The organism is Aggregatibacter sp. 2125159857 (assembly GCF_017798005.1).
GTDB lineage: Bacteria > Pseudomonadota > Gammaproteobacteria > Enterobacterales > Pasteurellaceae > Aggregatibacter.
In genome coordinates this window covers 515516-542330 of record NZ_CP072548.1, presented here as the reverse complement: position 1 = coordinate 542330, position 26815 = coordinate 515516, and the positions used below count along the sequence as shown (strand labels likewise).

The window sequence follows — 26815 nt, the reverse complement described above, 5'->3', positions numbered from 1 at the left end:
AATCTTGCCTATTTTAAAGCATCTTTTCCTTTTTTGATACCGTCTTCTCAAGACGAATATAAAGTTTTATTCGGTTCTCCACCGATTTCACGGGCAAGTTTCGGCACCAAATAGCCGGAGCTAATGCGTTGTAGCTCTTTATAAATTTTCAGTGCTTGGGCGTCATTAAGATAAAAATGCGTTGCGCCTTCCACTTTATCTAACAAATGCAAATAATAAGGCAAAATGCCCACTGAAAATAAGCAGTCACTCAATGTTTTTAGAATTAGCGCGTCATCATTCACATTTTTGAGTAAAACCGATTGGTTTAATAAAACGACGCCGCAATCTTTTAATTTCGCCATGGCATGGGCAAAGTCTGCATCAATTTCATTGGCATGATTGACGTGGGTGACTAAAATTTTTTGCAACCGGGTTTGCGTTAAAAGGCGACAAAATTCATCGGTTATCCGTTGCGGAATGACGACCGGTAAACGGGAATGAATACGCAGACGCTTTAAGTGCGGTATGTTTTCTAAGTGTTTTATCAGCCACTCGAGCTCATGATCTTTTGCCATCAACGGATCGCCACCGGAAAAAATCACTTCCTCAATTTCAGGACGTTCTGCAATATATTGCAACGCTTTTTGCCAATTTTGCTTGGTGCCTTTGTTGTCTTCATAAGGAAAATGACGGCGGAAACAATAGCGACAATTTACCGCACAACCGCCTTTTACCATAAATAACAAGCGATTATGGTATTTGTGCAAAATGTTGGGGACGACGTTTTTATCTTTTTGTTCTTCCAACGGATCTTTGCTAAATCCTTCGGCTTGTAAAAACTCATCCGCAGAAGACATGACTTGTAAAAACAACGGATCCTTTGGATTGCCCTTTTCCATTTTTTCTACAAAAGGCAGCGGCACGCGCATGGCAAATAATTTGCGCGCTTCAATGTCTTGTTTGAAGGATTCGAGAGGGAGTTCGAGGTGTTGCAATAAGATTTTCGGGTCAGAAACGCCATTTGCCAAATGGGTTAACCAACTTTGTTCTTCTCTAATCGGGATGTTTTGATGTAGAATAGCCACTTTTAAAAAACAATCTTTTTTGAGGATAATATGGCTACATATACTACCAGTGATTTCAAACCAGGTCTAAAATTTATGCAAGACGGCGAGCCTTGCGTGATCGTTGAAAATGAGTTCGTTAAACCCGGCAAAGGTCAAGCATTCACCCGCACCCGTATTCGTAAATTAATTTCCGGCAAAGTATTGGACGTAAACTTCAAATCCGGTACTTCTGTTGAAGCCGCTGATGTTATGGATCTTAACTTAACTTATTCATACAAAGACGATGCCTTCTGGTATTTCATGCACCCGGAAACATTTGAACAATATTCTGCGGATGCGAAAGCCGTAGGCGATGCAGAAAAATGGTTGTTAGACCAAGCCGATTGTATCGTGACATTATGGAATGGTGCACCAATTACGGTAACACCACCAAACTTCGTTGAATTAGAAATCGTTGACACCGACCCGGGTCTTAAAGGCGACACCGCAGGTACCGGCGGTAAACCGGCAACCTTAAGCACCGGTGCTGTGGTGAAAGTACCATTATTCGTACAAATCGGTGAAGTAATTCGCGTTGATACCCGTTCCGGCGAATACGTTTCTCGCGTGAAATAATCCGCAATTAATCTGACGTAATTGCACAATATTACAACAATGCAAAACGGAGAAAATGCCATTCGCCTTTTCTCCGTTTCCATTTTATGCGGTGTTCTCCGTAACATTCTCCCCTAAAAAATACGATAAAAAAACACCGCACTTGAGATTCACATCAAGTGCGGTGATTTTTTTCAACGTTTTTTTGCAAGGAACTTATTTACCGCTCCACGCTTTAATCGCGTCTAAACGGGTTTTCACTTTGCTTTGGGAATCACCTTTGAAATAATCTTTGGCTAAACCACCTTCCCAACCACCGTAGTTCGGGTTAGGAAGCACAATGTAGCTTTTACCAAATTTCGCTTGGTTTTTCGCCACAAAATCACGACGTTCTACATTTAGTTTACCATGTGTTTCGTCACCGAAGTCGTCTAAGTTATCACCGACATACAGTACAATTTCATAACCTTGACTTTCAATTTCAGCAAAACGGGCAGATTTAGCAGACTTATCTTTTTTGAGGTAAAGAGAAGATTCATCAACACCGGTAAAGCCCAAACGTTTCATGTCGTCAATAGTGCCGGCTTTTTCATTTTTGTCTTTGCGATTAGACACATAGAACATTTTGCCTTTGTGTGCATTCACGTAATTGTTAAATTCCACCGCACCGGCAATAGCACCAGATTCTCTGGCATCAACCCAGCGTGTCCAATCTTTGCCATCAAACGGTTTGTTATTTTTAACTTGCCAACCGGCGTATGCGCTGTTATCAATCATGGTTTCATCTAAATCCACGACAACGGCTTTTTTCTTGCCTTTTTTCACTTTTGCCTGATCAAAGGCAACTTTAGCGGTGTTAAATGCTTGATAAGCCAACGCATTATATTCACCGGATTCTTGCATCCAGTTAATTCCCAATACAGCTTGTTGCTGTAATTGCGCGTCTCCTTTTGACGTATTTTGTGCACAACCCACTAATACAAAGGCTGACATTGCAGCAACTGCAGTCAGTTTTAGTGTATTTTTCATTGTTTTTTCCTCTTGATTTATGTAATAAATGCCTAAAAATTATAGCAAGCATCATGTATAATTAATAGCACTCTCTTACCCATTCTCTTTCTTTTTTCATAAGGTTTTACAATGACTGAATTATCCAATCCTGAGCTCGTCAAAACGGTCGTTTTATTAGCCACCAGTGTCACCATCGTACCGCTTTTTAAACGTATTGGATTGGGAAGCGTACTCGGTTATTTAGTCGCCGGCTGTTTAATCGGGCCATCCGGTTTTGGTTTGTTTCAAGATCCTTCCAATATTGTTCACATGGCCGAGCTAGGCGTGGTAATGTTCCTATTTATCATCGGTTTAGAAATGCACCCTGAACGCTTGTGGGCAATGCGTAAAGCGATTTTTGGACGAGGGTTGCTGCAAGTCGCTGTTTCCGGTGTATTGTTAACATTAATCGGAATTAACCTGTTAAACCTGAGTTTTCCTGTTGCCTTTATTGCGGCAATGGGTTTTACACTTTCTTCTACCGCAATCGTCATGCAAGTTTTAGAAGAACGGGGGATTAGTTCCACGCCCAAAGGTCAACGCGTGGTTTCTACGTTATTATTTGAAGATCTTTCCATCGTTCCTCTCTTGGCATTTGTCGCCTTTCTTTCACCAGAAAGTAATAATTCCGCCCATTCTACCAACTGGGCCGGCATTGGCGTCGCGTTGGCTGCCGTATTGGGTTTAGTCGCTGCCGGTAAATGGCTGATGAATCCGATTTTCCGAATGATTTCTAAAGCGCATATTCGAGAAATGATGACTGCCGCAGCATTATTAGTGGTGCTTGGTGCGGCATTAGCTATGGAAATTAGCGGATTATCCATGGCGATGGGCGCATTTGTCGCCGGTGTGATGTTATCGGAATCCGCTTTCCGACATCAATTAGAAGCGGACATTGAACCATTCCGTGGATTATTACTGGGCTTATTTTTCATGGGCGTCGGGATGTCATTAGATTTCGCTTTAGTTTGGCATAATGCATTATGGTTGCTTGGCATTGTTTTTCTTTATATTTTAGGTAAGGCAATCAGTGTGTATAGTGTGGCTCGCCTCACGTTATTAAATCATAACGAAGCCATTGGCCGCATGGCGATCATGGCGCATGGTGGGGAATTTGCCTTCGTTTTATTTTCCGCAGCCACCACTGCCGGCGTGTTATCTGCCGACTTAAATGCCACCTTTACGGCAGCCGTGATCATTTCTATGCTGTTCTCACCGCTAATTGTGTTATTGCTCCGCCGATTATCAAAACCGAATACGCCGGTGAATACCAATAACGATCAGGTAGATAGCATCGATTTAATTGAAAGTGTCGAAAATAACGTTGTGGTGTTGGGATTCGGGCGTTTTAGTCAAATTGTGTGCCAAACATTATTGGCAAGAGGCATTCAAGTAACGGTGATTGACGCGAATATTGATCGTATTCGCTCTGCCGCAAAATTTGGTTTTAAAGTGTACTATGGTGATGGTTCCCGCTTAGATGTTTTGCGTGCCAGTGGCCTAGAAAAAGCCTCTTGTTTAATCTTGGGGATTAGTGATACCCATAGTATCGAATTGATTGTCGAGCAGATTAAGCAAGAATATCCGTTATTGCCGGTGCTGGCGAGAACTTACGATCGGCAAAGTGCGGTCAATTTAATGAAACTTAATATTGATTTTCAAATTCGTGAGACTTTTGAATCTGCCTTACTTTTAGGACGTGAAGCGCTAATGCGTTTAGGGGTTGCGCAAGTTGAAGCAGATGAAGTGGTGACAGCCATTCGTCAATTAGACCAAGAGCGTTTAAATGAGGAAGTATTACATGGCTTCTCAGCGGAATTGGTTAAAAAATATTGGACGCCAAAACCGTTTGTTCGTCCGACACAACACGCGGAAGCGTTAAATGAAGGGGCAGCCGATATTCTTTCTCAAAAGGAAGAAACCGGTTCAGAAGAACTCAACGGCGGAAAATAAAAATGAGAAATGAGGGTTGGAAGAAATGAAATCGCAATACCCTCATATCGCGGCACTTTTTAGCCAAAAGCCATATAAAGTGCGAGAAAATCGAATAAAAATAAATTTTTTATTGATTTTTAAAATAAAATCAGTATCATAAGTCTCCGTTCTAACACACGAGATGGGTCGTTAGCTCAGTCGGTAGAGCAGCGGACTTTTAATCCGTTGGTCGAAGGTTCGAATCCTTCACGACCCACCACTTCGCCATTAGAAAAGCTGTATATCCTAACGGGTCGTTAGCTTAGTCCGGTAGAGCAGTGGACTCTTAATCCATTGGTCATAGGTTCGAATCCTATACGACCCACCACCTTTCTCTACTTTATTCTCCTATACCTATCAAATATAACGAATTCCTAGCTCACAAGCTGGCTTTTTAATTTTCCTCTCTTCTTATCGTTAACGACCACACTGTGTTATCATTTTGCTTTCTGAAGTAACGGGTTTTGATAAAATGAGCATTCCCTGTTATAGAGAATAAAAGACAACTTAACGGTATAACGTTTATGATGAAAAAGAAAAATCAAATTTTAGTGACATTATCCGTGGTCGCGCTGTTGGGCGGCTGCTCGGAAGATGAAGTGCAGCGGGATGTGTACAACAGTCTAGACGATTGCATTGCGGACTGGATTAGACCGGAATTATGCGAACAGGATAAATCTCAAAGCGCAAACACGAACCCTGTGGCACATAACAATGGCAGTGTGGCGAGTAGCGAAAATAATACGGTTGCCGGCGACAATAATGCCACGTCAACTACCACAGCCAGCGGCGATGAAGGCCCTTCTATCGGCAGCGCCATTGCCGGGGCAGCAGCAGGTTATATGATCGCCAAAGCCATGAGTGGTTTTCTAGGCCCGAGTTACAATCCCAATAATCGCGCCGTTTCGACACCAACCGGGCAAATTATTCGACCACAAGGCAACCATTCTGTGGGCAAGCCGGTGTTAGTTAAGGGTGGCGCCGGTAGCGCAAACAGTAAACCTGTTTCACGCGGTGGGTTTAGTAGCAGTAACACTAGTAAAAGTGGCGGTGGTTAATCATGAAACGTATCACCGGTATTCCAACCCGTCCCGACATGGAGCAACAGCTTCTTGAGGTGGGATTTGATTATTATAATCTGCCTTCTACTGATGGCTCGCATTATTGGTCGGACAATGTTGCCTACGAATTTTCATTGGCAGAAATCGACAAAATCGAAGATGCCACTAACGAATTGCATGCCATGTGTATGGATTTTGTCGCCGATGAAGTAAAACAAGGCGATTACGAGCATTATCGCTTTACCGATTTACAAAAAAATCTAATCGAACAATCTTGGCGTGAAAACGCACCGCACTTATATGGCCGTTTTGATTTTGGCTATGACGGTGACAATCTTAAAATGTTTGAATATAACGCCGATACGCCTACCTCTTTGCTGGAAGCCGCAGTGGTGCAATGGCAGTGGTTGGAGCAAGTGGAAGGTTTACCGAATCGCGATCAATTCAACTGGATTCATGAAGAATTGATTACCCGTTTTTCCGTGTTGCAACAGCAAAGCGGCAAAACCGATTTCCATTTTGCGGCGATGGCGGATGCCGGACGGGAAGATTGGGGCAATTTGGATTATCTTGCCGATGTAGCCTATAACGCCGGTTGGCATATTCACCGCTTGACCATTGAAGACATCGGCTACGATAGCGATACGCAACAATTTGTCGATCTCAATAACCAACCCATTGAAGCGCTGTTCAAATTGTATCCGTTAGAATGGATGACGACCACAGAATACGCACCGCACATGTTAAACAGTGCAACGCAATTTTTTGAACCGGCATGGAAATTGTTACTGAGCAATAAAGCGCTGCTTGGAAAACTGTGGCAAAAACACCCGAACCATCCGTATTTATTGCCAACCTATTTCAATCGACACGACATTACGGATCGCAATGCTATTTGGGTGAAAAAGCCGTTATTAGGCCGCGAAGGTGCCAACGTGTTTTATTATGAAAAAAGCAACGGCTTGGAGTTTGCCGCCAAAGGCAGTGAACATTCAAATTTCTATGCTAATGCCGGTTATATTTATCAACAGAAATTTGAGTTACCAAATTTTGATGGGATGTATCCGGTCATCGGTTCTTGGGTGGTGGGCGATGTGGCATGCGGCATGGGCTTGCGGGAAGATTTCACCGCCGTCACCGGTAATGACAGCCATTTTATCCCCCATTATTTCATAGAATAAATTAACCCTTCATCCACTCCTTCAAAAGCCCCAAAGCACGAGGGAGTTATATAGGGAGTTAAAAACGACAACAAAGACAAACATTCACGAACAAAAACAACAAATAGAAAAATGATAGTATGCTGTTTTTGCTATGATTTTTGACAAGAAAGACGTTATTTGACAAGTGAAGTGGCGGTGAGAGGGGGATTCGAACCCCCGATGCAGTTTCCCACATACACGCTTTCCAGGCGTGCTCCTTCAACCACTCGGACATCTCACCGTGATTAGGACGTGCGAACTATAAGGACTTCATTGAGTTTCGTCAAGTATTTTTGTAATTTTGTCGTTCATAAGATAAAAATTTCACCAATAATCGGGTAAAATAAGCGTCCATTCAGGATTATCCCACTCAATTTTTCATCCGCTATTATTCATTATGTTAAAAAAATGGTTTCTTACTAAAAATGCCTTTCTGTCAGTTAAACCTTTCAGCGCATTAAAAGACAGTTTCAGAAACGGCTATACTTCCCGTCATTTGACCAAAGATATTATTGCCGGGTTAACCGTTGGCATTATCGCCATTCCGCTTTCCATGGCGCTTGCCATTGCTAGTGGCGTACCACCGCAGCACGGGTTATACACCGCCATTGTTGCGGGGATTATCATCGCGTTAACGGGAGGTTCACGCTTTAATATTTCCGGCCCAACAGCCGCCTTTGTGGTGATTTTATTCCCTGTTACTCAGCAATTCGGTTTAAGCGGTCTGCTGATGGCTACATTGCTTTCCGGTATTATTTTGGTGCTGATGGCGCTGTTCCGTTTAGGGCGACTTATTGAATATATTCCGCTCCCGGTCACGCTCGGCTTTACATCGGGTATCGGCATCGTGATTGCTACCTTACAAATTAAAGATTTCCTTGGCTTGAGTATTGAACAGATGCCGTCTCATTATCTTGAAAAAGTGCAAGTTATTTTGACCGCACTTCCAAGTATCAACTGGGCTGATGCCGGTGTGGGTATCATTACCCTCATTATCTTAACCCAATGGCATAAATTACGTCTGCCCATTCCCGGTCATTTGCCTGCAGTGATTGTCGCAACATTATTATCCTTATTGCTGACCCACTTCGGCTATGCTGTCGCAACCATTGGCACCCAATTCCAGTACACGCTTTCTGACGGTACGACCGGCTACGGTATTCCCAGTGTCTTGCCTGAATTTTCCTTGCCATGGAACATTCCTGATCCGCAAGGAAACTTAATTAACTGGAATCTTGACACTATTCAACGTCTATTGCCGGCGGCATTTTCTATGGCAGTTTTGGGCGCGATCGAATCGTTATTGTGCGCCGTCATTTTAGACAATATGACCGACACCAAGCACCATTCCAATAACGAATTATTAGCGCAAGGTCTTGGCAACATCGCCTCTCCATTTTTCGGTGGAATCACGGCCACCGCCGCCATCGCACGTTCTGCGGTAAATGTTAAATCCGGTGGTGTATCACCGATTTCAAGTGTCGTGCACGCTTTATTAGTGTTATTTGCCTTATTGTTTTTTGCGCCTGCACTGTCTTATTTACCACTATCTTCGATGGCGGCGCTCTTGTTGGTTGTGGCTTGGCATATGGCGGATTTACCGCAAATTATTCAGCTTATCCGTCGTTCCGGACGTAACGAAATTGCCGTATTGCTGGTTTGCTTACTTCTCACGGTGTTATTCGATATGGTCATCGCCATTTCCGTGGGCGTGTTATTGGCAAGTCTGCTGTTTATCCGCACCATCGCCGAAATGACCAAATCCATCAACATCGCGGTGCCGGAAGATTTAGATGATGTATTAATTTATCGTATTAGCGGACCACTCTTTTTCGCTGCGGCGGATAACCTCTTCGCCGACTTGCATGACAAAACCGTTCACACCGATCACGAAATCAAACACATTGTTTTACAATGCGATGCGGTGACCGTACTGGATGCTGGGGGAATTCATGCACTCACCCGTTTCGTGCAACATATGTTGCCTCATCAACAGCTTTATATGTGTAATATGCAGTTCCAGCCACTACGCACGATTGTTAAATCCGGTTCATTGCCTGAAATCAAAAAAATTACGTTCACAGCTGATTTAACCGAAGCATTGAATAAAATTCGAGAATTTGAGGGAATTGAGGTGAAATAATTTGTGATATTTACGGGCAAAAAGGAGAAATTATGCTAAATCTCGCGACAATCACCACTCAACTTCAGCAACTTAAAGTCGTTCCGGTTATCGCATTGGATCATGCTGAAGCTATTTTTCCGTTGGCAGATATTCTGGCGCAAAATGGCTTACCGGTGGCAGAAATTACGTTTCGTTCTCCGGCGGCTGGAGAGGCAATTCGCTTGTTGCGCCAACAGCGACCTGATTTTCTGATTGCAGCGGGGACGGTTTTAACCGCCGACCAAGTTTTTCAAGCGAAAAATGCCGGTGCGGATTTTGTCGTGACGCCGGGGTTTAACCCTAAAATTGTGCAATTATGCCAAGATCTGGGTTTACCGATTATACCGGGCGTGAATAATCCGATGGCGATTGAAGCAACCTTAGAATTAGGCATTGATACAGTGAAATTCTTTCCGGCGGAAGCCTCCGGTGGCGTAAAAATGATTAAAGCGCTATTAGGTCCTTACGCGCAATTGAAAATCATGCCAACGGGTGGGATTGGGTTGCAAAATATTCAAGATTATTTGGCCATTCCAAATGTGGTGGCCTGTGGTGGATCTTGGTTTGTTGAAAAAACACTAATTAACGCGAAAAATTGGTCAGAAATCAATCGATTAACCCAAGAGGTCGTTACGCTGATAAAATAATAAAGTGCGGTTAAAAAACATTAAATTTTCACCGCACTTAGAAAAAGTTAATGACACTCGCCCATCGGTATCAAACATCCCCCATCTCCTCACATCGAATCCCTATGCAAGAACAGAGGGAAGTGAACTACATTTCTTGTACCACAAATTGCAAGGCATGACGGGCAAATAATTTGGCTTTGCGCTGCTTTAAATGTTTTAAGCGTAAAGCACGTGCTTGTTGTTGGTGGAAAAATTTCTTTTTACTCAGTTTTAAGTGTTTTCTCTTGTTCATGATCATTTTCCTCTGCAGGTGAATCGGTGCTTGAATTGTTATTTACGTCTTCGTTTTTATCACTTTGATTTTGTTGCACACGGTAATAATTCATAATGCTATTCATATAGCGACGAATATTTTCGACATATTGAACGGCTTCATAACCTCGAGCATAGCCATATTTTAGGTTGGTATAGTAACGCTTTTCCGCCAATAGCGGTAAGTTCTTTTTCACATCCAGCCAATTGTCTGCATTCCCTCCTAAACTTTTGGTTAAGCGGCGTGCATCCAATAAATGCCCTAGACCCATATTATAAGCCGCTAAAGCAAACCAAATACGATCGTCATTGTTGATACTGTCGGGGATCTGTTCAATCAACCAATGTAAATATTCAGAACCGGCTTTGATGCTTTGTTCGGGATCGGTACGATCAGTGATTTTCATGCGTTCGGCAGTATCTTTGGTCAGCATCATCATACCACGTACGCCTGTGGGTGACGTGGCATCAGGGTTCCAGTGAGATTCTTGATAGGCGATAGCGGCCAATAAACGCCAATCTAAATTGCCTTTATGTTTCGTAAAGAGCGGTTCAAATTTCGGAAGAATCGCTTCAATAGAATTCAAATAGGATTTGGTATCCACGTAATCAAACTGGCGAAAATGATTAAAATATTTCTCTTCAATATTGGCAATTAATCCTGAATCAATCGCGGTATTCATGAAATCCAGCAAGGCTGATTGCAATTCGTTAGACGAATTATTGGATAAATACCAATGTACGCTCATTTCATCTGTTAAATCAAATGCCACCGCAATTTGCGGTTTGATTTGTTGGGTCGCAGAAATATCCAAAGAATTGGCAAGGGTGTACGCAATTTTACCTTCTGCCACTTGTAATAATAATTCTTCCTGTGTGAGTTTTTTATCTACCCGCCAACGGAGTTTCGGATGCTTAAGTTGGGCATCTTTTAAAATTTGCACTAATTCGGAGCTTTCAGGAATCACCAATGTGTCATTAATTTGCGCCAAAGAACGAGGTCGATTTTCGCCTTTGCGATACGCCAGTTGCCAAGAGGCGGAATAATAAGAAGGGCCTAGCTGGAAATGCTCCGCCTTATCTGTTTGATAGAAAAGATTCGCCGCGGCAATATCAATTTTATGTTCATCTAACGCATCAAACAGCGTGTCAGTACTCTCCATTGACCGCATTTCAAGTTCTACGTTTAAATAGCTAGCAAAGGCTTTGCTTAATTCATATTCCAAGCCGGATTCCCCCTCTCCATTAATAAAATAAGAGATGGGGTGATTAATCGTACCAACCACTAATTTGCCGCGTTCTTGAATTGCTTGATAAGGGTTTTCTTCTGAGTGCATGATATGTTGCCACGGAAATACCATATCAATCGCCCAAAGTAATAAGCATAAGCCTGCAACAATACGTAAAAATAAACCTTTCAAATGATATTTCTCTTGATCTTGTTTGTTATAAACGTCGTTCAATGATCACGCCAACGTTATTTGCTTGTGCTACCGCTTTCGGTTTGCTTAATTTAAGCCGAAGCCACGTTATTCTAAATCGTTGTTGTAATTGCTCTGCTACCTCATTGGCCACCCGTTCAATCAATAGAAAGGGTTTAGACGTTACATAATCAATAATAAATTCACTGATTTGCGCATAATTAAGCGTTAATTGTACATCATCCGCCGCTGCGGCTTGGCGGGTATCCCACGCCATTTCGACATCAAAAATCAGCTTTTGTTTGATTTGCTGTTCCCAGTCATATACACCAATTTGTGCAAATACCGTCAAACCTTCAATAAAAATTAAATCTTGCATGGGTTTTCTATACCGTGAGTAACCAAAATTTTTGTGGGCTTATACTACCAACTTTGGGTACAATAGACGAACTCTTTTTACTACGCCATAGGAAATTCCATGAGCCTTTTTGCCTTATTTTATATGCTATTGAGCTACTTACTCGGCTCCATTTCCAGTGCAATTTTATTATGCCGACTTGCCGGCTTACCCGATCCTCGCACATCAGGCTCAAATAATCCGGGTGCAACAAATGTATTACGCATCGGTGGTCGCTGGGTGGCGTTAGCCGTATTACTTTGCGATATGTTAAAAGGAACATTGCCTGTTTGGCTTGGTTATTATCTTGGCTTAACCCAATTTGAATTAGGCATGGTGGCACTCGGTGCTTGCCTTGGTCACATCTTCCCCATTTTCTTCAAGTTTAAAGGTGGCAAAGGCGTTGCCACAGCCTTCGGTGCTATCGCGCCCATTGCTTGGGGCGTTCTCTTTTCCATGTTAGGCACATGGCTGGTAGTGTTCTTGATCAGCGGCTACTCTTCTCTCAGTGCCGTTATCACTGCACTATTTGTGCCGTTTTATGTTTGGTGGTTCAAACCCGAGTTCACTTTCCCTGTGGCATTAGTCTGCTGCCTACTCATCTATCGCCATCATGAAAACATCCAACGCCTCTGGCGCGGACAGGAAGATAAAATGTGGCGTAAATTAAAAAAATAATCTACCTAAAACACGGCAAAAAACGACCGCACTTCAAAATATGGCATAAGCAAAAGGAAGATAATCATGAAACAACAACCTGTCGTGGGCCTTCTCTTCGCATTAATCACCGCAATAGCCTGGGGAACGTTGCCTATTGCGTTGAAACAAGTGCTCGCCAACATGAACACGCAGACCATTGTATGGTATCGATTTATCACAGCGAGCGTGGTTTTATTTATTATTCTTTGGCATAAAAATAAACTACCGACAACCGCTAAGCTTGGCTATTATGGCTGGTTAGCTGTCATTGGTATTGTAGGTTTAGCTGGCAACTTCTTCTTATTCAATAACGCGTTGAATTATATTGAACCATCCATTGCGCAAATTTTTATCCCTTTATCTTCTTTCGGAATGTTAATCTGTGGTGTGTTTGTTTTTAAAGAAAAGCTTGGCGTGCACCAAAAAATTGGCTTGGTCTTATTACTGATTGGATTAGGCTTATTTTTCAATGACCGTTTAGCTATTTTCACTGAACTAAACACCTACTCCACTGGAGTTTTTATCAGTATTAGTGCTGCTTTAGTTTGGGTCGTCTATGGCATGGCACAAAAATTAATGCTTCGTAAATTTAGCTCACAGCAAATTTTATTCATGATTTACTTGGGTTGCGTTTTTGTATTTATGCCCTTTGCTGAATTTTCTCAAGTTGAAAACCTTACACCATTTACATTTGGATGTTTTATTTATTGCTGCCTCAACACGCTCTTCGGTTATGGCGCCTATGCCGAAGCGCTCAACCGGTGGGAAGTATCGAAAGTTAGCGTAGTTATCACTTTGGTGCCGTTATTCACCATTTTATTTTCCCACTTAGCTCACTACATTGATCCCTCAGATTTTATTGCCCCTGAACTCAATACTATTAGCTATATTGGTGCATTAATTGTTGTTTGTGGCGCGGTTTTGTCGGCTATAGGACATAAATTATTTGCTTATCGAGCATAAATTAATTATTCACTGAAATATAGATTTATCTTAAGCCTCCTCAAATTAAACTAATATTAAACCAACAAAAAAGGCTACGTTTAAAAAACGCAGCCTTTTATTTAACGATAACAATTTAATTCTTGAAAATTAAATTATTCCCTATAATTACTTGATAATTTTAGCTACCACGCCAGCGCCTACTGTACGGCCACCTTCACGGATAGCGAAACGTAAACCTTGGTCCATCGCGATAGGGTGGATTAAGGATACAGTCATTTTGATGTTGTCGCCAGGCATTACCATTTCCACGCCTTCCGGTAATTCAATAGTACCGGTTACGTCAGTTGTACGGAAATAGAATTGTGGGCGGTAACCTTTGAAGAATGGAGTATGACGACCACCTTCTTCTTTGGATAATACGTACACTTCAGATTCGAAATCTGTGTGTGGAGTAATTGAACCCGGTTTCGCTAATACTTGACCACGTTCGATTTCTTCACGTTTGGTACCACGTAATAATGCACCGATGTTTTCACCTGCACGACCTTCGTCAAGTAATTTACGGAACATTTCAACACCGGTTACGGTTGTTTTCGCAGTTGGTTTGATACCTACGATTTCAACTTCATCACCGGTACGGATGATACCACGCTCTACACGACCGGTTACTACTGTACCACGACCGGAAATAGAGAACACGTCTTCAATTGGAAGAAGGAACGGTTGGTCGATTGCACGCTCAGGTTCAGGAATGTAAGTATCTAATGCTTGAGCTAATTCAAGGATTTTTTCTTCCCATTCTGCTACGCCGTTTAACGCTTGTAATGCAGAACCACGAATGATTGGAGTATCATCACCTGGGAAGTCATATTGAGAAAGAAGTTCACGAACTTCCATTTCAACTAATTCTAATAACTCTTCGTCATCTACCATGTCGCATTTGTTTAAGAATACGATGATGTAAGGTACACCTACTTGGCGACCTAATAAGATGTGCTCACGAGTTTGTGGCATAGGACCATCAGTTGCTGCTACTACTAAGATAGCACCATCCATTTGCGCCGCACCGGTAATCATGTTTTTAACATAGTCGGCGTGTCCCGGACAGTCAACGTGTGCATAGTGACGGGTTGGTGTGTCGTATTCAACGTGGGACGTGTTGATGGTGATACCACGCGCTTTTTCTTCCGGCGCGTTATCGATTTGGTCGAATGCACGAGCTGCACCACCGTAGTGTTTTGCTAATACGGTGGTGATTGCTGCTGTTAAAGTGGTTTTACCATGGTCAACGTGGCCGATTGTACCCACGTTAACGTGCGGTTTTGTACGTTCAAATTTTTCTTTAGACACGATTAAGTTTCCTCAGTGTATAAGTCCACAAGCCGGAATGGCTTGTGGATTTAGTTAAACAAAATTATTTTTTACGAGCTTCAATAACTGCTTCAGCCACGTTTTTCGGTGCTTCAGCATATTTCAATGGTTCCATTGAGTAGGAAGCACGACCTTGAGTTTGGGAACGTAAGTCGGTTGCATAACCAAACATTTCAGAAAGCGGCACTTCAGCGTCGATTTTAACAACGAATTCATTTGCTTCTTGACCGTTCACCATTGCGCGACGACGGCTCAAGTCACCGATTACGTCACCCACATACTCAGGTGGGGTTTCTACTTCAACTTTCATGATTGGCTCAAGTAAAACTGGGTTTGCTTTTGCGAATGCCGCTTTAAATGCTAAAGATGCTGCAAGTTTAAACGCCAATTCAGAGGAGTCCACATCATGGTATGAACCGAAGTGTAAACGAACACCGATATCAACTACTGGATAACCTGCTAATGGACCAGATTTAAGTTGCTCTTGAATACCTTTGTCAACAGCAGGGATGTATTCACCAGGGATGACACCACCTTTAATTTCGTTAACAAATTCATAACCCGGACCTTCCGGCTCTAATGGATATAAGTCGATAACAACGTGACCATATTGACCGCGACCACCAGATTGTTTTGCGTGTTTACCTTCTACATCGTTAACACGAGTACGAATTGTTTCACGGTAAGATACTTGTGGTTTACCAATGTTAGCTTCCACTTTGAATTCACGTTTCATACGGTCAACGATGATATCCAAGTGTAACTCACCCATACCGGAAATAATAGTTTCACCAGATTCTTCATCAGTGTGAACACGGAATGAAGGGTCTTCTTGTGCAAGACGACCTAATGCAAGACCCATTTTTTCTTGGTCTGCTTTTGTTTTTGGTTCTACTGCAACAGAGATTACCGGCTCAGGGAATTCCATACGTTCAAGGATGATTGGTGCTTCGATTGCACATAATGTATCACCTGTTGTTACATCTTTTAAGCCGATTGCCGCAGCGATATCGCCCGCGCGAACTTCTTTAATTTCTTCACGTTTATTTGCGTGCATCTGTACGATACGACCAAAACGTTCACGTTTTTGACGTACAGAGTTTAATACGGTATCACCAGAATTAATTACACCGGAATACACACGGAAGAAGGTTAAGTTACCTACGAATGGGTCAGTTGCAATTTTGAACGCTAATGAAGAGAATGGCTCTTCATCGCTTGCATGACGCTCACCTTCAGTTTCATCAGGGTTGATACCTTTGATTGCTGGAATATCTGTTGGTGCCGGTAAGTATTCAACAACCGCATCAAGCATAGCTTGAACACCTTTGTTTTTGAATGCTGAACCACAAGTTACCAAGATGATTTCGTTTGCTAATACGCGTTGACGAAGACCTGCTTTAATCTCTTCTTCGCTTAACTCTTCACCACCAAGATATTTTTCCATTAACTCTTCGGAAGCTTCTGCTGCTGCTTCAACAAGGTTTTGACGCCATTCTTCGCAAGCGGCTTGCATATCTGCAGGCACATCTTCATAAGTGAAAGTCATCCCTTGGTCAGCTTCATTCCAGTTAATTGATTTCATTTTGATCAAATCAACAACACCGGTAAAGTTTTCTTCTGAACCCACAGGTAATTGAAGAGGAACCGCATTTGCACCTAAACGGGTTTTTAATTGATCAACCACGCGTAGGAAGTTAGCTCCGGTACGGTCCATTTTGTTTACGAACGCGATACGTGGAACTTGATATTTGTTTGCTTGACGCCATACAGTTTCAGACTGAGGTTGAACACCGCCAACCGCGCAGTAAACCATTACCGCACCATCAAGAACACGCATTGAACGTTCTACTTCAACAGTAAAGTCTACGTGTCCCGGAGTATCGATAACGTTGATACGGTGTTGTGGAAACTGTTGGGACATACCAGACCAGAATGCAGTTGTTGCCGCAGAGGTAATGGTAATACCACGTTCTTGTTCCTGTTCCATCCAGTCCATGGTTGCTGCACCATCGTGTACTTCACCAATTTTGTGACTTACACCGGTGTAGAATAAGATACGTTCAGTGGTAGTAGTTTTACCTGCATCAATATGAGCACTAATACCAATATTACGATATCTTTCGATAGGGGTTGTACGAGCCATTATTATAACCTTGTTTAATTTAATATCAGTTTATATAAGGGTAAGGCTTCATCTAAGATGAAGCCCTTAAATCTTAAAAGCGAATTACCAACGATAATGAGCAAATGCTTTATTAGCTTCAGCCATACGGTGAACATCTTCACGTTTCTTAACTGCCGCACCTTTATTTTCAGACGCATCAGATAATTCGTTCGCTAAGCGTAAAGCCATGGATTTATCACCGCGTTTACGTGCTGCTTCAACGATCCAACGCATACCTAATGCGTTACGACGAACCGGACGTACTTCAACCGGCACTTGGTAAGTAGAACCACCTACACGGCGGGATTTTACTTCCACAGTCGGACGTACGTTTTCTAATGCCGCTTCAAAAGCTTCTAAAGCTTCTTTACCGGTACGTTGAGCTAATGTATCTAACGCGTTATAAACGATAGATTCTGCGATAGATTTTTTACCATCTACCATGATGACATTGATAAATTTAGCAAGCAATTCTGAACCGAACTTCGGATCCGGTAAAATCTTGCGTTGTTCAATACTACGACGACGTGGCATTGCGAATTTCTCCGTTTTATTATCTTCAGGATTACCCAAAACTCGTTTACAAGCCCCTCATTTTAATGAGAAATCTTGCTGTGCAAATGCACCTTTACTGGAGTCGTGGTTAATTAAATTTATGATTAATTAGCGTTTGGCCTTACTTAACGGAGAACCATTAAGCTTTAGGACGTTTAACGCCGTATTTAGAGCGACTTTGTTTACGATCTTTCACGCCTGCGCAGTCTAATGCGCCACGTACGGTGTGATAACGCACACCCGGTAAGTCTTTAACACGACCGCCACGGATAAGCACAACACTGTGCTCTTGAAGGTTATGACCTTCACCGCCGATGTATGAGGTTACTTCGAAACCATTGGTTAAACGAATACGGCATACTTTACGTAATGCTGAGTTCGGTTTTTTAGGTGTAGTTGTGTATACACGTGTGCATACACCACGTTTCTGCGGGCAAGCCTCTAATGCAGGAACGTTACTTTTTACAACCTTTTTCACACGCGGTTTGCGTACTAGCTGGTTGATTGTTGCCATTAAAAAACTCCAGTTTAATAAAAATTCATTAAAGAATGTTGTTTTACGAATCTGTTCAGACAAGAACAGACAGGGAATTTTAGTCTTCAAATCGGAAACTGTCAATAGATTCTGCCATTTCAATCCGTCACTGCCGTTCTTAACAAAGGAAAGAAATGACCGCACGTTGAGTAGCACTACGAACCCAAAGTGCGGTCATATTTGGAAATGTTTTTAAACAGCTGGAATAAATTAAGCTACGCTAGCCAAGTATTCCTGTTCCGTATGATCGTTGAAGATCTCTTGTTTATCCGTTAACACGAAACCGCCAAGTTCATCAGCTAAATTGCGTGCAGCACGAATCATGGTTTTTAGGTTCACGATATCATTGCCTGGAGAAGGCAGTTCCATAAACAATACAATGCCAACAGTAGAAAAGTTTTCCATATCATAAGGATTAAAGGTATTCGGTTGGCGTAAGTTTGCTAAGCTGAAAAGTACTGGACTAGACGACGTTAAATCTAAATGGCGATGATAAATATGACGATCACCAAAAATAAACCCGAGCCCCTCTAAGGCTTGCGCTAAGCGCGCACCATGAAATTCACGATTTTCCGGTGCAACCACATACAACATAACAAATGGCGGTTTACTACCCTTCGGTGAGTTATTTTCCACCGTTTCTGCAACATGGTTTTGTGATATTTCCTCATGAGGCCGTTCTGTTTCAACCGACGTGAGCGATACCGTCGGTGTTTGATACTCTTCTTCCATTTGCGTCACAGAGACACGGTTTGTATCTGCATAAGATTGAAATTGCACACTGCTTTGCGTCATTGCATTTAACGTATCAGGCTGTTGCTCCGGCGAGTTAAAAACGGCAGATTGCGTTGGCTGGGAAGCTTGATATTGAGGTTCAACACTATTATTAGACATGCCGCTTGGCAACGTAATTTTGATTTCATCGACCGCCCGTTCAATAGATTGCGTTCCTGTGCTATTTGGTACGGTTGTATCAAAATCTAAGTTTTGCTGTTGTGGTAAATTTTCTTCTACAAAGCTATTCACGGGCTTATTGGCAATTGGCGGTTCTGCAGACGGTCTGGCGGCTTGATTCGGTGCTGTAAACCGATTAGGTTGGTGATTTTGCGAGAACGTATTGGCATTTTGGAAGTATTGCGATTTCTCTCGGCGATTTGACCAAATGCCATGGGCAACTAAGGCCAGCAGGGCAATTATCCCTAAAATAATCAAAATTGTATTTAAATCCATTACCGATTCTCCAATCATACAAAATTAACGCAACTTACATAAGTCTATCATGTTTTTATGAAATTGATGATAGGGTCTGCTTATTTATTGATTTTTTCTACCGCACTTTGTATTCTGAACCTCTTTTCTGTGAGGGAAATGTATGTTAAATCAACAGGAAATCAAACTCGGTTTTGAATATTTTGTGACCGGTTGGCATTTGATTCAACAAAAAGGTTTACGCCGTTTTGCCGTTATGCCGGTGTTATTAAATATCCTATTGCTGGGCGGCTTGTTTATTGCCTTTGTGTTTCAAATCAAAAATGTTGTCAGCCATCTGATGGATTATATGCCTTCTTGGTTAAGTTGGTTGGGCGGTATTTTGCCGATACTCATTATCGGCATGATTTTAGTGCTGTATTATTTCATTTTTGCTACGTTATCAGGTTTTATTGCCGCGCCATTTAACGGTTTATTAGCCGAAAAAGTGGAAAAAATGATGACAGGCGAAGAGATTTCTAATGATTCTTTATGGGCGTTTATCAAAGATACACCGCGTATGTTGGCGCGGGAATGGCAAAAGTTGATTTATAGCCTCCCTAAAATTATCGCCTTGTTTTTATTAAGTTTTGTTCCTTTAATCGGACAAACCGTGATTCCGCTGATCACGTTTTTATTTTCTGCTTGGATGATGGCTATTCAATATTGTGACTATCCTTTCGATAACCATAAAGTTCCTTTTGAACTAATGAAAAATGAGTTAGCAACGAAACGCAACATGACAGTAACATTTGGTGGATTGGTGTCTTTATGTATGCTCGTGCCAATTGTGAACCTGGTGGTTATTCCGGTGGCGGCGTGCGGCGCAACCGCCATGTGGGTAAAAGAATATCGTCATCGCTTTAAATCCACGTCAGAATCGTCAAACGGTGCAAGTGCCAATGTGTCCTTGGGCAAACCGTCAACAAGTGATGGGCAACTGGTGCCTAAATAGCTTTTAGTTATCAAATAGAAGAATTGGCTATTTTTGGAGAAGAACATCTTGTGATAAAAATAGCACCACTTTTTCGGCGTGACACGCTATTCAGTCAGTTCATTAGGAGAACTTAACATGACTATTTATAACGATAATTCTTATTCCATCGGCAATACCCCATTAGTGCGTTTAAACCATTTCGGTAACGGCAATATCGTCGTTAAAATCGAAGGCCGTAACCCAAGTTACAGCGTAAAATGCCGTATCGGCGCCAACATGGTTTGGCAAGCAGAAAAAGATGGCATTTTAACCAAAGATAAAGAAATCGTGGATGCTACCAGCGGCAACACCGGAATCGCCTTAGCGTATGTGGCGGCTGCACGTGGATATAAAATCACCTTAACCATGCCGGAAACCATGAGTACCGAACGTAAACGTTTATTACGCGGCTTAGGTGTCAATTTAGTGCTAACTGAAGGCGCGAAAGGCATGAAAGGTGCAATCGCCAAAGCAGAAGAAATTGTGGCATCCAACCCAAATCATTATGTGATGTTAAAACAATTTGAAAATCCGGCAAACCCTGAAATTCACCGTAAAACCACCGGTGAAGAAATTTGGAAAGATACCGAAGGTAAGGTTGATGTTGTGGTTGCCGGTGTTGGCACAGGCGGGACGATTACCGGTATTTCTCGCGCCATCAAATTAGATCACGGTAAACCAATTATCTCCGTTGCGGTTGAACCGACCGAATCTCCGGTGATCACCCAAACCCTTGCCGGACAAGAACTGAAACCAGGTCCGCATAAAATTCAAGGAATTGGCGCCGGCTTTATTCCGAAAAACCTTGATCTTTCATTAATTGATCGCGTAGAAACGGTGGATAGCGACACCGCCATTGCAACAGCTCGTCGTTTAATGGCGGAAGAAGGTATTTTAGCAGGAATTTCCTCCGGTGCTGCTGTTGCCGCTGCGGATCGTCTAGCCAAATTACCTGAGTTCAAGGACAAGTTAATTGTCGTCATTTTACCGTCTGCATCAGAACGGTATTTGAGTACTGCACTCTTTGACGGTATTGAGATTTAATGACGATCCAATAACATAGAAAAGATCAACGCGTCTGGTAAGCTTATTAAATAGCAGTTTTGCCAGACGCTTTTATTCTTATGCATTTCCTTGTCGCTATTTTCCTCCAAAAGGCAACCACACAATGGTTCTCATCCTAAAGCTAAGCCCTCTCTATTGACCTTTGGAATAATCTTTAAACAGACGTGTCATTAGCAATGATTAACATTGAAAAATGTGGCCTTTTTCGACCGCACTTTACAATGAATCGCTCGACACGCCATTAAAAAAGCTGCTTTGCCATGGGGCAAAACAGCTTTCTTTTTTATCTTTAGCGCTTCGACTTATTTCGCCGCAATAAACCCGATGGCATCATACACTTTCGCTAACGTTTCTTGTGCACGTGCTTTGGCTTTTTGCGCACCGTCTTTAGCAATTTGGAGGAGTAATTCCTCGTTATTGCGGAAATGATGGTAGCGTTCTTGCAACGTGGTCAACATGGCAGAAACTTCGTCGGCAACAGCGCCTTTTAAGTGACCATACATTTTGCCTTCAAATTCTTGTTCAAGTTCTGCGATGGTTTTGCCGCTCACGCCGGAGAGAATGTCGAGAAGATTGGACACACCCGCTTTATTTTTCACGTCATAACGAATCACCGGCGGCTCGTCGGAGTCGGTTACCGCGCGTTTAATTTTCTTCGCGACCGCTTTCGGATCTTCTAATAAACCAATAACGTTGTTGCGGTTTTCGTCCGATTTAGACATTTTCTTTTCCGGCTCCAACAAGGACATAACGCGTGCACCCGCTTTCGGGATGAACACTTCCGGCACTGCAAAGTGCGGTCCGTATAAGGCATTAAAACGTTGCGCGATGTCGCGAGTGATTTCCAAATGTTGTTTTTGGTCTTCACCTACCGGCACTTGGTTGGCTTGGTAAAGCAAAATGTCTGCCGCCATTAACACAGGATAAGTGAACAAACCGACGTTGATATTTTCTGCGTAACGGGCGGATTTATCTTTAAATTGGGTCATACGACTCATTTCGCCAAAATACGTGTAGCAGTTTAATACCCAAGCCAACTGTGCGTGTTCCGGCACATGAGATTGAATGAAAATCGTGGATTTTGCCGGATCGATGCCACAGGCTAAATATAACGCCAACACGTCCAAAGTGGCTTTGCGTAATGCCGCCGGATCTTGGCGCACAGTGATAGCGTGTTGATCCACGATACAGAACAGGCATTCGTAGTCATCCTGCATTTTCACCCACTGACGCAACGCACCAAGGTAGTTACCGATAGTCAATTCACCTGATGGCTGTACGCCGCTGAACACGATAGGTTTGGTCATTTTTACATCCTTAATTTTTAAATCTTATTATTGATAGCGCAAGCGTCCACGCTTGTGCTGTAGCCAAAATTAAATAAAGGCACAAACGTGGGCGTTTGCGCCATCCATTCAGAAGAATCAATCAAACAAGCGTCAATAACTCCGCGAAATCCTCAAACACCCAATCCGGATGGGATTCAGAGATTGGAATGTTGTAGTTGTAACCGTAAGTCAACCCCACCACCGGGCAGCCGGCATTATGGGCGGCAATAATATCGTTGCGGGAATCGCCGACAAACAGCACTTGTTTCGGGTATAAGCCGAATTTGCCGCATAAATAGAATAGCGGACCCGGGTGCGGTTTGATGGCCGGTAAAGATTGTCCACCCAACACTTCATCGAATAACTCTTCAATGCCGAAAGCCTTCAACACCGGGCGGGTGTGTTGGGTCGGTTTGTTAGTGACCACAGCCAAACGGTAGCCTTTGGCTTTAAGTTTCTGCAAAGTCTCTTTCACGTGAGGGAATAAACGGCTGCGATTGCAGATGTTTTCGCCGTAAAAGACATTAAAACGTTCCTTTAATGTGGCAATTTGAGCGTCCGTCAAGGTTTTGCCTGATTGTGCCGTTGCCCATCCTAACGCGCGGGCAATTAAAATCTGCGCACCGTTACCAATCCAAGTAAGCACCAACGCTTCAGGCGCTTGTGGCAAATCGAATTCTGCTAACGCTGAATTTACGGATAGCGCCAAATCAGGCAGGCTATCCACCAAGGTGCCATCCAAATCAAAACCAATTAATTTAAACTGTCCTGTCATGCTTATTTTCCTACTGCGGCTAACTGTTGACGCATTTCATCAATAACTTTTTTGTAATCCGGTTGATCGAAAATCGCCGAACCGGCAACGAACATATCCGCACCGGCGCGGGCAATTTCTGCAATATTGCTCGCTTTCACGCCGCCATCCACTTCTAAACGAATATCTAATCCGCTCTCATCAATGCGTTTTCTTGCCTGTTTCAGTTTATCTAAGGTTGCCGGAATGAAAGATTGTCCGCCAAAGCCCGGATTCACCGACATCAGTAAAATGATATCTACTTTGTCCATCACATAATCTAAATAACTTAACGGCGTTGCCGGGTTAAATACTAAACCGGATTTACAACCGTTATCACGGATAAGTTGCAAAGTGCGGTCGATATGTTCAGAGGATTCCGGGTGGAAGGTAATGTAGCTGGCGCCTGCCTTGGCAAAATCCGGAATAATGCGATCTACCGGTTTTACCATCAAATGCACGTCAATCGGCGCAGTAATACCATAATCGCGTAAGGCTTTGCACACGGCAGGACCAAAAGTTAAGTTCGGGACATAATGGTTATCCATCACATCAAAATGAACGACATCACCACCGCACTTTAAGACATTTTCCACATCTTCACCCAAACGCGCTAAGTCAGCAGAAAGAATGGAAGGAGCAATTAAATAGGGTTTCATGAGGCACCTCGCAGGCTATTAAAAATTGCCTTATCTTACTACGATACACCTCAATTTTTAAGAAATTATTCGGCGCAGGGCGGGCAATATCGCATTTTGGTGCAATTCAAGGTAAACTAGGCGCAATTTTTTTCGATTCGATTTACCGGTTTTTTATGCGCTTATTTCTCTCTTTATTATTTGCGGTTTTGGTGCTGTTCCAATACGATTTTTGGTTCGGCAAAAACGGCTATTGGGATTATAAAAACACAACCAAAGAAATCGCTGTCCATCAACAGGAAAATGAAAAACTTTCCCAACGAAATCAAATCATTGCTGCAGAAATCAAAGACTTAAAAGAAGGGGTGGATGCCATTGAAGAGCGTGCCCGTTTACAGCATGAAATGGTGAAACCAAACGAAACTTTCTATCACATCGTCAAAGAACACAAATAATGACCTCAAATCGCAAGATTATCGCCGTTGTACCGGCGGCTGGCATTGGCAGTCGGATGCAAGCAGACAAACCGAAACAATACCTTCTTATTCACGGACAACCCATTTTGCAGCATACTTTAAACGTGTTGCTTTCTTATCCACACATCAGCCAAATCGTATTGGCAGTGGCTGCCGACGATCCTTACATTGCTCAACTTAACCTGACACAAAACCCGAAAATTACTTTGGTAAAAGGCGGTGAAACCCGTGCGGATTCTGTGTTGAACGGGTTAAAGGCGATACAAAATGCCGGCACGGATGTTTGGGTGATGGTGCATGATGCGGCACGTCCTTGCTTAACGCATGGCGATTTAGACAAATTACTTGAAATTGATGATGACAACGGCGCGATTTTGGCGATTCCGGCGACAGATACCATCAAGCGTGCGCTGCCTTCACAACAAATTGCCCACACCGAAGATCGCAGCCAACTTTGGTTGGCGCAAACGCCACAATTTTTCCGTGCAGAGTTATTACGAAATGCGTTAATCCAGGCACAACAGCAGCAGCTTGCCGTGACCGATGAGGCCTCTGCTATGGAACTCGCGGGATTTCGACCGCACTTGGTGGCAGGGCGTAGCGATAATATTAAAGTCACCCGCCCGGAAGATTTGGCGTTGGCAGAATTTTATTTAATGAGGAAGACAAAATGATACGAATCGGCCATGGTTTTGACGTTCACGCTTTCGGCACCGACAATCCGCTCATTATCGGCGGCGTCACCATTCCCTTTGACAAAGGCTTTATCGCCCATTCCGACGGCGATGTGGCGCTCCATGCGCTAACCGATGCCTTACTCGGCGCTGTGGCCTTAGGCGATATCGGCAAGTTGTTCCCCGACACGGATATGCAATACAAAGGCGCAGACAGCCGCGTGTTATTACGGGAAGCGTACCGCCAAGTACAGGAAAAAGGGTATGTCGTAGGCAACGTGGATGTGACCATCATTGCGCAAGCACCGAAAATGCGCCCGCATATTGACGCCATGCGCGCCCTGATCGCACAGGATTTGTCTGTCGACATTGAACAAGTCAACGTCAAAGCCACCACCTCAGAAAAACTGGGCTTTACCGGTCGCGGTGAAGGCATTGCCTGCGAAGCAGTCGCCTTATTGGTACGCAAACCATGATGGATTTAGCCTATTTGCAAAAAACACCGCCAAAACAGACCGCACTTTTAAAAGCGGAATGTGCAGATTTTGTAGTGAAAGAACAGCTCGGCTACGACATGAGCGGTGATGGCGAATTTGTCGCTGTAAAAGTACGCAAAACCGATTGCAACACCTTGTTTGTGGGCGAGCAACTAGCAAAATTCGCCGGCATTTCCGCGCGTAACATGAGCTACGCCGGTTTGAAAGATCGCAAGGCCGTTACCGAGCAATGGTTCAGTCTGCAAATGCCCGGACAACCGACACCGGATTTCAGTCAATTTTCCCTCGAAGGGGTAGAAATTCTCGACGTCACCCGCCACCAACGGAAAATCCGTATTGGCAGCCTACAAGGCAATCATTTTGAGATTTTGCTACGCAACGCCGAAGAAACTGATGAACTCAAAGTGCGGTTAGATTTTCTGGCAAAAAACGGCTTCCCAAATTATTTCACCGAACAACGTTTTGGCCGTGATGGCAATAACTTAACGCAGGCGTTACGCTGGGCAAACGGCGAGATTAACGTCAAAGATCGCAATAAACGCAGTTTTTATCTTTCTGCTGCACGCAGCGAAATGTTTAATTTAATCGTGTCCAAACGGATGGAATTAGACTTGGCACAGCAAATTTTGGTCGGTGATGTTTTGCAACTGAACGGTTCACACAGTTGGTTTGTAGTGGACGAATCGGAAGATTTGGCACAACTGCAACAGCGTTTGGCACAACAAGATGTTTTACTCACTGCGCCCCTTATCGGCGAAGAAGAGAAAAGTGCGGTGGATTTTGAACATGAAATTTTCGCCCAACATCAGGCGTTATTTGATTTAATGCGACAAGAACGGATGAAAGCGGCACGGCGCCCCATTTTAATGCAACCGCAATATTTTCAATGGCAGTTTGAGCCAAACGGCTTGCGCCTTCAATTTGCTTTACCGGCGGGCAGTTATGCCACCGCACTCATTCGCGAACTGGTCAATATCGAGAATTAAAACACAGGA

At 43.1% G+C, this 26815-nt stretch carries 27 protein-coding genes and 3 tRNA genes; 16 read left to right on the top strand and 14 right to left on the bottom strand.

Going from position 1 to position 26815, the window contains the following annotated elements; translation table 11 throughout:
• Positions 1-47: 47 nt before the first annotated feature.
• Complete coding sequence (epmB, locus tag J5X96_RS02825) at positions 48-1067, bottom strand: EF-P beta-lysylation protein EpmB (RefSeq protein WP_209364283.1); 1020 nt, start codon at positions 1065-1067, stop codon at positions 48-50.
• Between the two features lie 30 nt (positions 1068-1097).
• On the opposite strand from epmB, the gene efp reads away from it, so the two are divergent.
• Positions 1098-1664 (top strand): elongation factor P, encoded by a 567-nt coding sequence (efp, locus tag J5X96_RS02820; protein WP_005544066.1) that lies wholly within the window; start codon positions 1098-1100, stop codon positions 1662-1664.
• Between the two features lie 195 nt (positions 1665-1859).
• On the opposite strand, the gene J5X96_RS02815 is transcribed toward efp, so the two are convergent.
• Positions 1860-2672: a 5'-nucleotidase, lipoprotein e(P4) family gene (locus J5X96_RS02815; RefSeq protein WP_209364281.1), complete on the bottom strand. Its 813-nt coding sequence runs from the start codon at positions 2670-2672 to the stop codon at positions 1860-1862.
• A gap of 111 nt (positions 2673-2783) precedes the next feature.
• Between J5X96_RS02815 and J5X96_RS02810 the strand changes: the two genes are divergently transcribed.
• The 5 genes from J5X96_RS02810 to J5X96_RS02790 all read left to right on the top strand — a co-directional run bounded on the left by J5X96_RS02810 (position 2784) and on the right by J5X96_RS02790 (position 6909).
• The gene (locus J5X96_RS02810; protein WP_209364279.1) at positions 2784-4646 is read left to right on the top strand and encodes a monovalent cation:proton antiporter-2 (CPA2) family protein; all 1863 of its coding nucleotides are present in this window, start codon (positions 2784-2786) and stop codon (positions 4644-4646) included.
• Between the two features lie 165 nt (positions 4647-4811).
• Positions 4812-4887 (top strand) — tRNA-Lys (locus J5X96_RS02805).
• A gap of 31 nt (positions 4888-4918) precedes the next feature.
• Positions 4919-4995 (top strand) — tRNA-Lys (locus J5X96_RS02800).
• 199 nt (positions 4996-5194) lie between these two features.
• A complete protein-coding gene (locus J5X96_RS02795; protein WP_209364754.1) occupies positions 5195-5725 on the top strand; it encodes a DUF1190 domain-containing protein in 531 nt (176 codons plus the stop codon).
• Positions 5726-5727: 2 nt separating this feature from the next.
• A complete protein-coding gene (locus J5X96_RS02790; RefSeq protein ID WP_209364277.1) occupies positions 5728-6909 on the top strand; it encodes a glutathionylspermidine synthase family protein in 1182 nt (393 codons plus the stop codon).
• A gap of 172 nt (positions 6910-7081) precedes the next feature.
• On the opposite strand, the gene J5X96_RS02785 is transcribed toward J5X96_RS02790, so the two are convergent.
• A tRNA-Ser gene (locus J5X96_RS02785) sits at positions 7082-7171 on the bottom strand.
• Between the two features lie 156 nt (positions 7172-7327).
• Here J5X96_RS02785 and dauA point away from each other — a divergent pair.
• Positions 7328-9073 (top strand): C4-dicarboxylic acid transporter DauA, encoded by a 1746-nt coding sequence (gene dauA, locus J5X96_RS02780; protein WP_209364275.1) that lies wholly within the window; start codon positions 7328-7330, stop codon positions 9071-9073.
• 32 nt (positions 9074-9105) lie between these two features.
• On the top strand, positions 9106-9741 hold the full coding sequence (locus J5X96_RS02775) for a bifunctional 4-hydroxy-2-oxoglutarate aldolase/2-dehydro-3-deoxy-phosphogluconate aldolase (protein WP_209364273.1): 636 nt from the start codon (positions 9106-9108) through the stop codon (positions 9739-9741).
• 127 nt (positions 9742-9868) lie between these two features.
• On the opposite strand, the gene J5X96_RS02770 is transcribed toward J5X96_RS02775, so the two are convergent.
• From J5X96_RS02770 to folB, 3 genes are read right to left on the bottom strand one after another with little or no spacing between them, the layout of a single operon-like run.
• A complete protein-coding gene (locus J5X96_RS02770) occupies positions 9869-10015 on the bottom strand; it encodes a hypothetical protein (protein ID WP_209364272.1) in 147 nt (48 codons plus the stop codon).
• Positions 9984-11456, bottom strand: coding sequence for a membrane-bound lytic murein transglycosylase MltF (mltF, locus tag J5X96_RS02765; protein ID WP_209364753.1), 1473 nt, complete (start codon positions 11454-11456; stop codon positions 9984-9986). The genes J5X96_RS02770 and mltF overlap by 32 nt, the downstream gene beginning before the upstream one ends.
• Positions 11457-11481: 25 nt before the next feature.
• Positions 11482-11835: a dihydroneopterin aldolase gene (folB, locus tag J5X96_RS02760; protein WP_209364270.1), complete on the bottom strand. Its 354-nt coding sequence runs from the start codon at positions 11833-11835 to the stop codon at positions 11482-11484.
• Positions 11836-11934: 99 nt separating this feature from the next.
• Between folB and plsY the strand changes: the two genes are divergently transcribed.
• Both plsY and J5X96_RS02750 read left to right on the top strand, forming a co-directional pair.
• Positions 11935-12531 carry a glycerol-3-phosphate 1-O-acyltransferase PlsY gene (gene plsY / locus J5X96_RS02755; RefSeq protein ID WP_209364268.1) on the top strand — a complete coding sequence of 199 codons (597 nt, stop codon included), beginning with the start codon at positions 11935-11937 and terminating at the stop codon, positions 12529-12531.
• A 66-nt stretch (positions 12532-12597) separates the two neighbouring features.
• Entirely contained in the window at positions 12598-13515 is a 918-nt protein-coding gene (locus J5X96_RS02750) for a DMT family transporter (RefSeq protein ID WP_209364266.1), read from the top strand.
• A gap of 147 nt (positions 13516-13662) precedes the next feature.
• Here J5X96_RS02750 and tuf read toward each other — a convergent pair whose 3' ends face one another.
• The 5 genes from tuf to zipA all read right to left on the bottom strand — a co-directional run bounded on the left by tuf (position 13663) and on the right by zipA (position 19355).
• Positions 13663-14847: an elongation factor Tu gene (gene tuf, locus J5X96_RS02745; protein ID WP_109092123.1), complete on the bottom strand. Its 1185-nt coding sequence runs from the start codon at positions 14845-14847 to the stop codon at positions 13663-13665.
• A gap of 64 nt (positions 14848-14911) precedes the next feature.
• Positions 14912-17014, bottom strand: a complete 2103-nt coding sequence (gene fusA / locus J5X96_RS02740) for an elongation factor G (protein ID WP_021617120.1) — start codon at positions 17012-17014, stop codon at positions 14912-14914.
• Between the two features lie 84 nt (positions 17015-17098).
• Positions 17099-17569, bottom strand: coding sequence for a 30S ribosomal protein S7 (gene rpsG, locus J5X96_RS02735; RefSeq protein ID WP_005555497.1), 471 nt, complete (start codon positions 17567-17569; stop codon positions 17099-17101).
• 160 nt (positions 17570-17729) lie between these two features.
• On the bottom strand, positions 17730-18104 hold the full coding sequence (gene rpsL / locus J5X96_RS02730) for a 30S ribosomal protein S12 (protein WP_033002815.1): 375 nt from the start codon (positions 18102-18104) through the stop codon (positions 17730-17732).
• Positions 18105-18335: 231 nt separating this feature from the next.
• Positions 18336-19355 (bottom strand): cell division protein ZipA, encoded by a 1020-nt coding sequence (gene zipA / locus J5X96_RS02725; protein WP_209364264.1) that lies wholly within the window; start codon positions 19353-19355, stop codon positions 18336-18338.
• Between the two features lie 142 nt (positions 19356-19497).
• Between zipA and cysZ the strand changes: the two genes are divergently transcribed.
• Both cysZ and cysK read left to right on the top strand, forming a co-directional pair.
• A complete protein-coding gene (gene cysZ, locus J5X96_RS02720) occupies positions 19498-20328 on the top strand; it encodes a sulfate transporter CysZ (protein ID WP_209364262.1) in 831 nt (276 codons plus the stop codon).
• Between the two features lie 117 nt (positions 20329-20445).
• A complete protein-coding gene (cysK, locus tag J5X96_RS02715) occupies positions 20446-21393 on the top strand; it encodes a cysteine synthase A (protein WP_209364260.1) in 948 nt (315 codons plus the stop codon).
• 323 nt (positions 21394-21716) lie between these two features.
• Here cysK and trpS read toward each other — a convergent pair whose 3' ends face one another.
• The 3 genes from trpS to rpe all read right to left on the bottom strand — a co-directional run bounded on the left by trpS (position 21717) and on the right by rpe (position 24194).
• Positions 21717-22721, bottom strand: a complete 1005-nt coding sequence (gene trpS, locus J5X96_RS02710; RefSeq protein WP_209364258.1) for a tryptophan--tRNA ligase — start codon at positions 22719-22721, stop codon at positions 21717-21719.
• 121 nt (positions 22722-22842) lie between these two features.
• Positions 22843-23517 (bottom strand): phosphoglycolate phosphatase, encoded by a 675-nt coding sequence (locus J5X96_RS02705; protein ID WP_209364256.1) that lies wholly within the window; start codon positions 23515-23517, stop codon positions 22843-22845.
• 2 nt (positions 23518-23519) lie between these two features.
• On the bottom strand, positions 23520-24194 hold the full coding sequence (rpe, locus tag J5X96_RS02700) for a ribulose-phosphate 3-epimerase (RefSeq protein WP_109128930.1): 675 nt from the start codon (positions 24192-24194) through the stop codon (positions 23520-23522).
• Positions 24195-24349: 155 nt separating this feature from the next.
• On the opposite strand from rpe, the gene ftsB reads away from it, so the two are divergent.
• Genes ftsB through truD form a run of 4 tightly spaced genes read left to right on the top strand, consistent with a single transcriptional unit; the run spans position 24350 to position 26806 of the window.
• Positions 24350-24628, top strand: a complete 279-nt coding sequence (ftsB, locus tag J5X96_RS02695; RefSeq protein WP_032998222.1) for a cell division protein FtsB — start codon at positions 24350-24352, stop codon at positions 24626-24628.
• The gene (ispD, locus tag J5X96_RS02690; RefSeq protein ID WP_209364254.1) at positions 24628-25323 is read left to right on the top strand and encodes a 2-C-methyl-D-erythritol 4-phosphate cytidylyltransferase; all 696 of its coding nucleotides are present in this window, start codon (positions 24628-24630) and stop codon (positions 25321-25323) included. Before ftsB ends, ispD begins: the two co-directional genes overlap by 1 nt.
• Positions 25320-25799: a 2-C-methyl-D-erythritol 2,4-cyclodiphosphate synthase gene (ispF, locus tag J5X96_RS02685; protein ID WP_050692798.1), complete on the top strand. Its 480-nt coding sequence runs from the start codon at positions 25320-25322 to the stop codon at positions 25797-25799. The genes ispD and ispF overlap by 4 nt, the downstream gene beginning before the upstream one ends.
• Positions 25796-26806, top strand: coding sequence for a tRNA pseudouridine(13) synthase TruD (gene truD, locus J5X96_RS02680; RefSeq protein ID WP_209364252.1), 1011 nt, complete (start codon positions 25796-25798; stop codon positions 26804-26806). Before ispF ends, truD begins: the two co-directional genes overlap by 4 nt.
• Positions 26807-26815: the final 9 nt, after the last annotated feature.

Bases quoted from the DNA above. Each gene is read 5' to 3' on its own strand.
- J5X96_RS02705 (WP_209364256.1), bottom strand. From the start codon at position 23,517: ATGACAGGACAGTTTAAATTAATTGGTTTTGATTTGGATGGCACCTTG.
- J5X96_RS02770 (WP_209364272.1), bottom strand. From the start codon at position 10,015: ATGAACAAGAGAAAACACTTAAAACTGAGTAAAAAGAAATTTTTCCAC.
- J5X96_RS02810 (WP_209364279.1), top strand. From the start codon at position 2,784: ATGACTGAATTATCCAATCCTGAGCTCGTCAAAACGGTCGTTTTATTA.
- plsY (WP_209364268.1), top strand. From the start codon at position 11,935: ATGAGCCTTTTTGCCTTATTTTATATGCTATTGAGCTACTTACTCGGC.
- ispD (WP_209364254.1), top strand. From the start codon at position 24,628: ATGACCTCAAATCGCAAGATTATCGCCGTTGTACCGGCGGCTGGCATT.
- J5X96_RS02790 (WP_209364277.1), top strand. From the start codon at position 5,728: ATGAAACGTATCACCGGTATTCCAACCCGTCCCGACATGGAGCAACAG.
- J5X96_RS02750 (WP_209364266.1), top strand. From the start codon at position 12,598: ATGAAACAACAACCTGTCGTGGGCCTTCTCTTCGCATTAATCACCGCA.
- dauA (WP_209364275.1), top strand. From the start codon at position 7,328: ATGTTAAAAAAATGGTTTCTTACTAAAAATGCCTTTCTGTCAGTTAAA.
- rpsL (WP_033002815.1), bottom strand. From the start codon at position 18,104: ATGGCAACAATCAACCAGCTAGTACGCAAACCGCGTGTGAAAAAGGTT.
- J5X96_RS02795 (WP_209364754.1), top strand. From the start codon at position 5,195: ATGAAAAAGAAAAATCAAATTTTAGTGACATTATCCGTGGTCGCGCTG.
- rpsG (WP_005555497.1), bottom strand. From the start codon at position 17,569: ATGCCACGTCGTCGTAGTATTGAACAACGCAAGATTTTACCGGATCCG.
- folB (WP_209364270.1), bottom strand. From the start codon at position 11,835: ATGCAAGATTTAATTTTTATTGAAGGTTTGACGGTATTTGCACAAATT.
- truD (WP_209364252.1), top strand. From the start codon at position 25,796: ATGATGGATTTAGCCTATTTGCAAAAAACACCGCCAAAACAGACCGCA.
- trpS (WP_209364258.1), bottom strand. From the start codon at position 22,721: ATGACCAAACCTATCGTGTTCAGCGGCGTACAGCCATCAGGTGAATTG.
- fusA (WP_021617120.1), bottom strand. From the start codon at position 17,014: ATGGCTCGTACAACCCCTATCGAAAGATATCGTAATATTGGTATTAGT.
- J5X96_RS02815 (WP_209364281.1), bottom strand. From the start codon at position 2,672: ATGAAAAATACACTAAAACTGACTGCAGTTGCTGCAATGTCAGCCTTT.
- cysZ (WP_209364262.1), top strand. From the start codon at position 19,498: ATGTTAAATCAACAGGAAATCAAACTCGGTTTTGAATATTTTGTGACC.
- rpe (WP_109128930.1), bottom strand. From the start codon at position 24,194: ATGAAACCCTATTTAATTGCTCCTTCCATTCTTTCTGCTGACTTAGCG.
- cysK (WP_209364260.1), top strand. From the start codon at position 20,446: ATGACTATTTATAACGATAATTCTTATTCCATCGGCAATACCCCATTA.
- zipA (WP_209364264.1), bottom strand. From the start codon at position 19,355: ATGGATTTAAATACAATTTTGATTATTTTAGGGATAATTGCCCTGCTG.
- ftsB (WP_032998222.1), top strand. From the start codon at position 24,350: ATGCGCTTATTTCTCTCTTTATTATTTGCGGTTTTGGTGCTGTTCCAA.
- efp (WP_005544066.1), top strand. From the start codon at position 1,098: ATGGCTACATATACTACCAGTGATTTCAAACCAGGTCTAAAATTTATG.
- J5X96_RS02775 (WP_209364273.1), top strand. From the start codon at position 9,106: ATGCTAAATCTCGCGACAATCACCACTCAACTTCAGCAACTTAAAGTC.
- ispF (WP_050692798.1), top strand. From the start codon at position 25,320: ATGATACGAATCGGCCATGGTTTTGACGTTCACGCTTTCGGCACCGAC.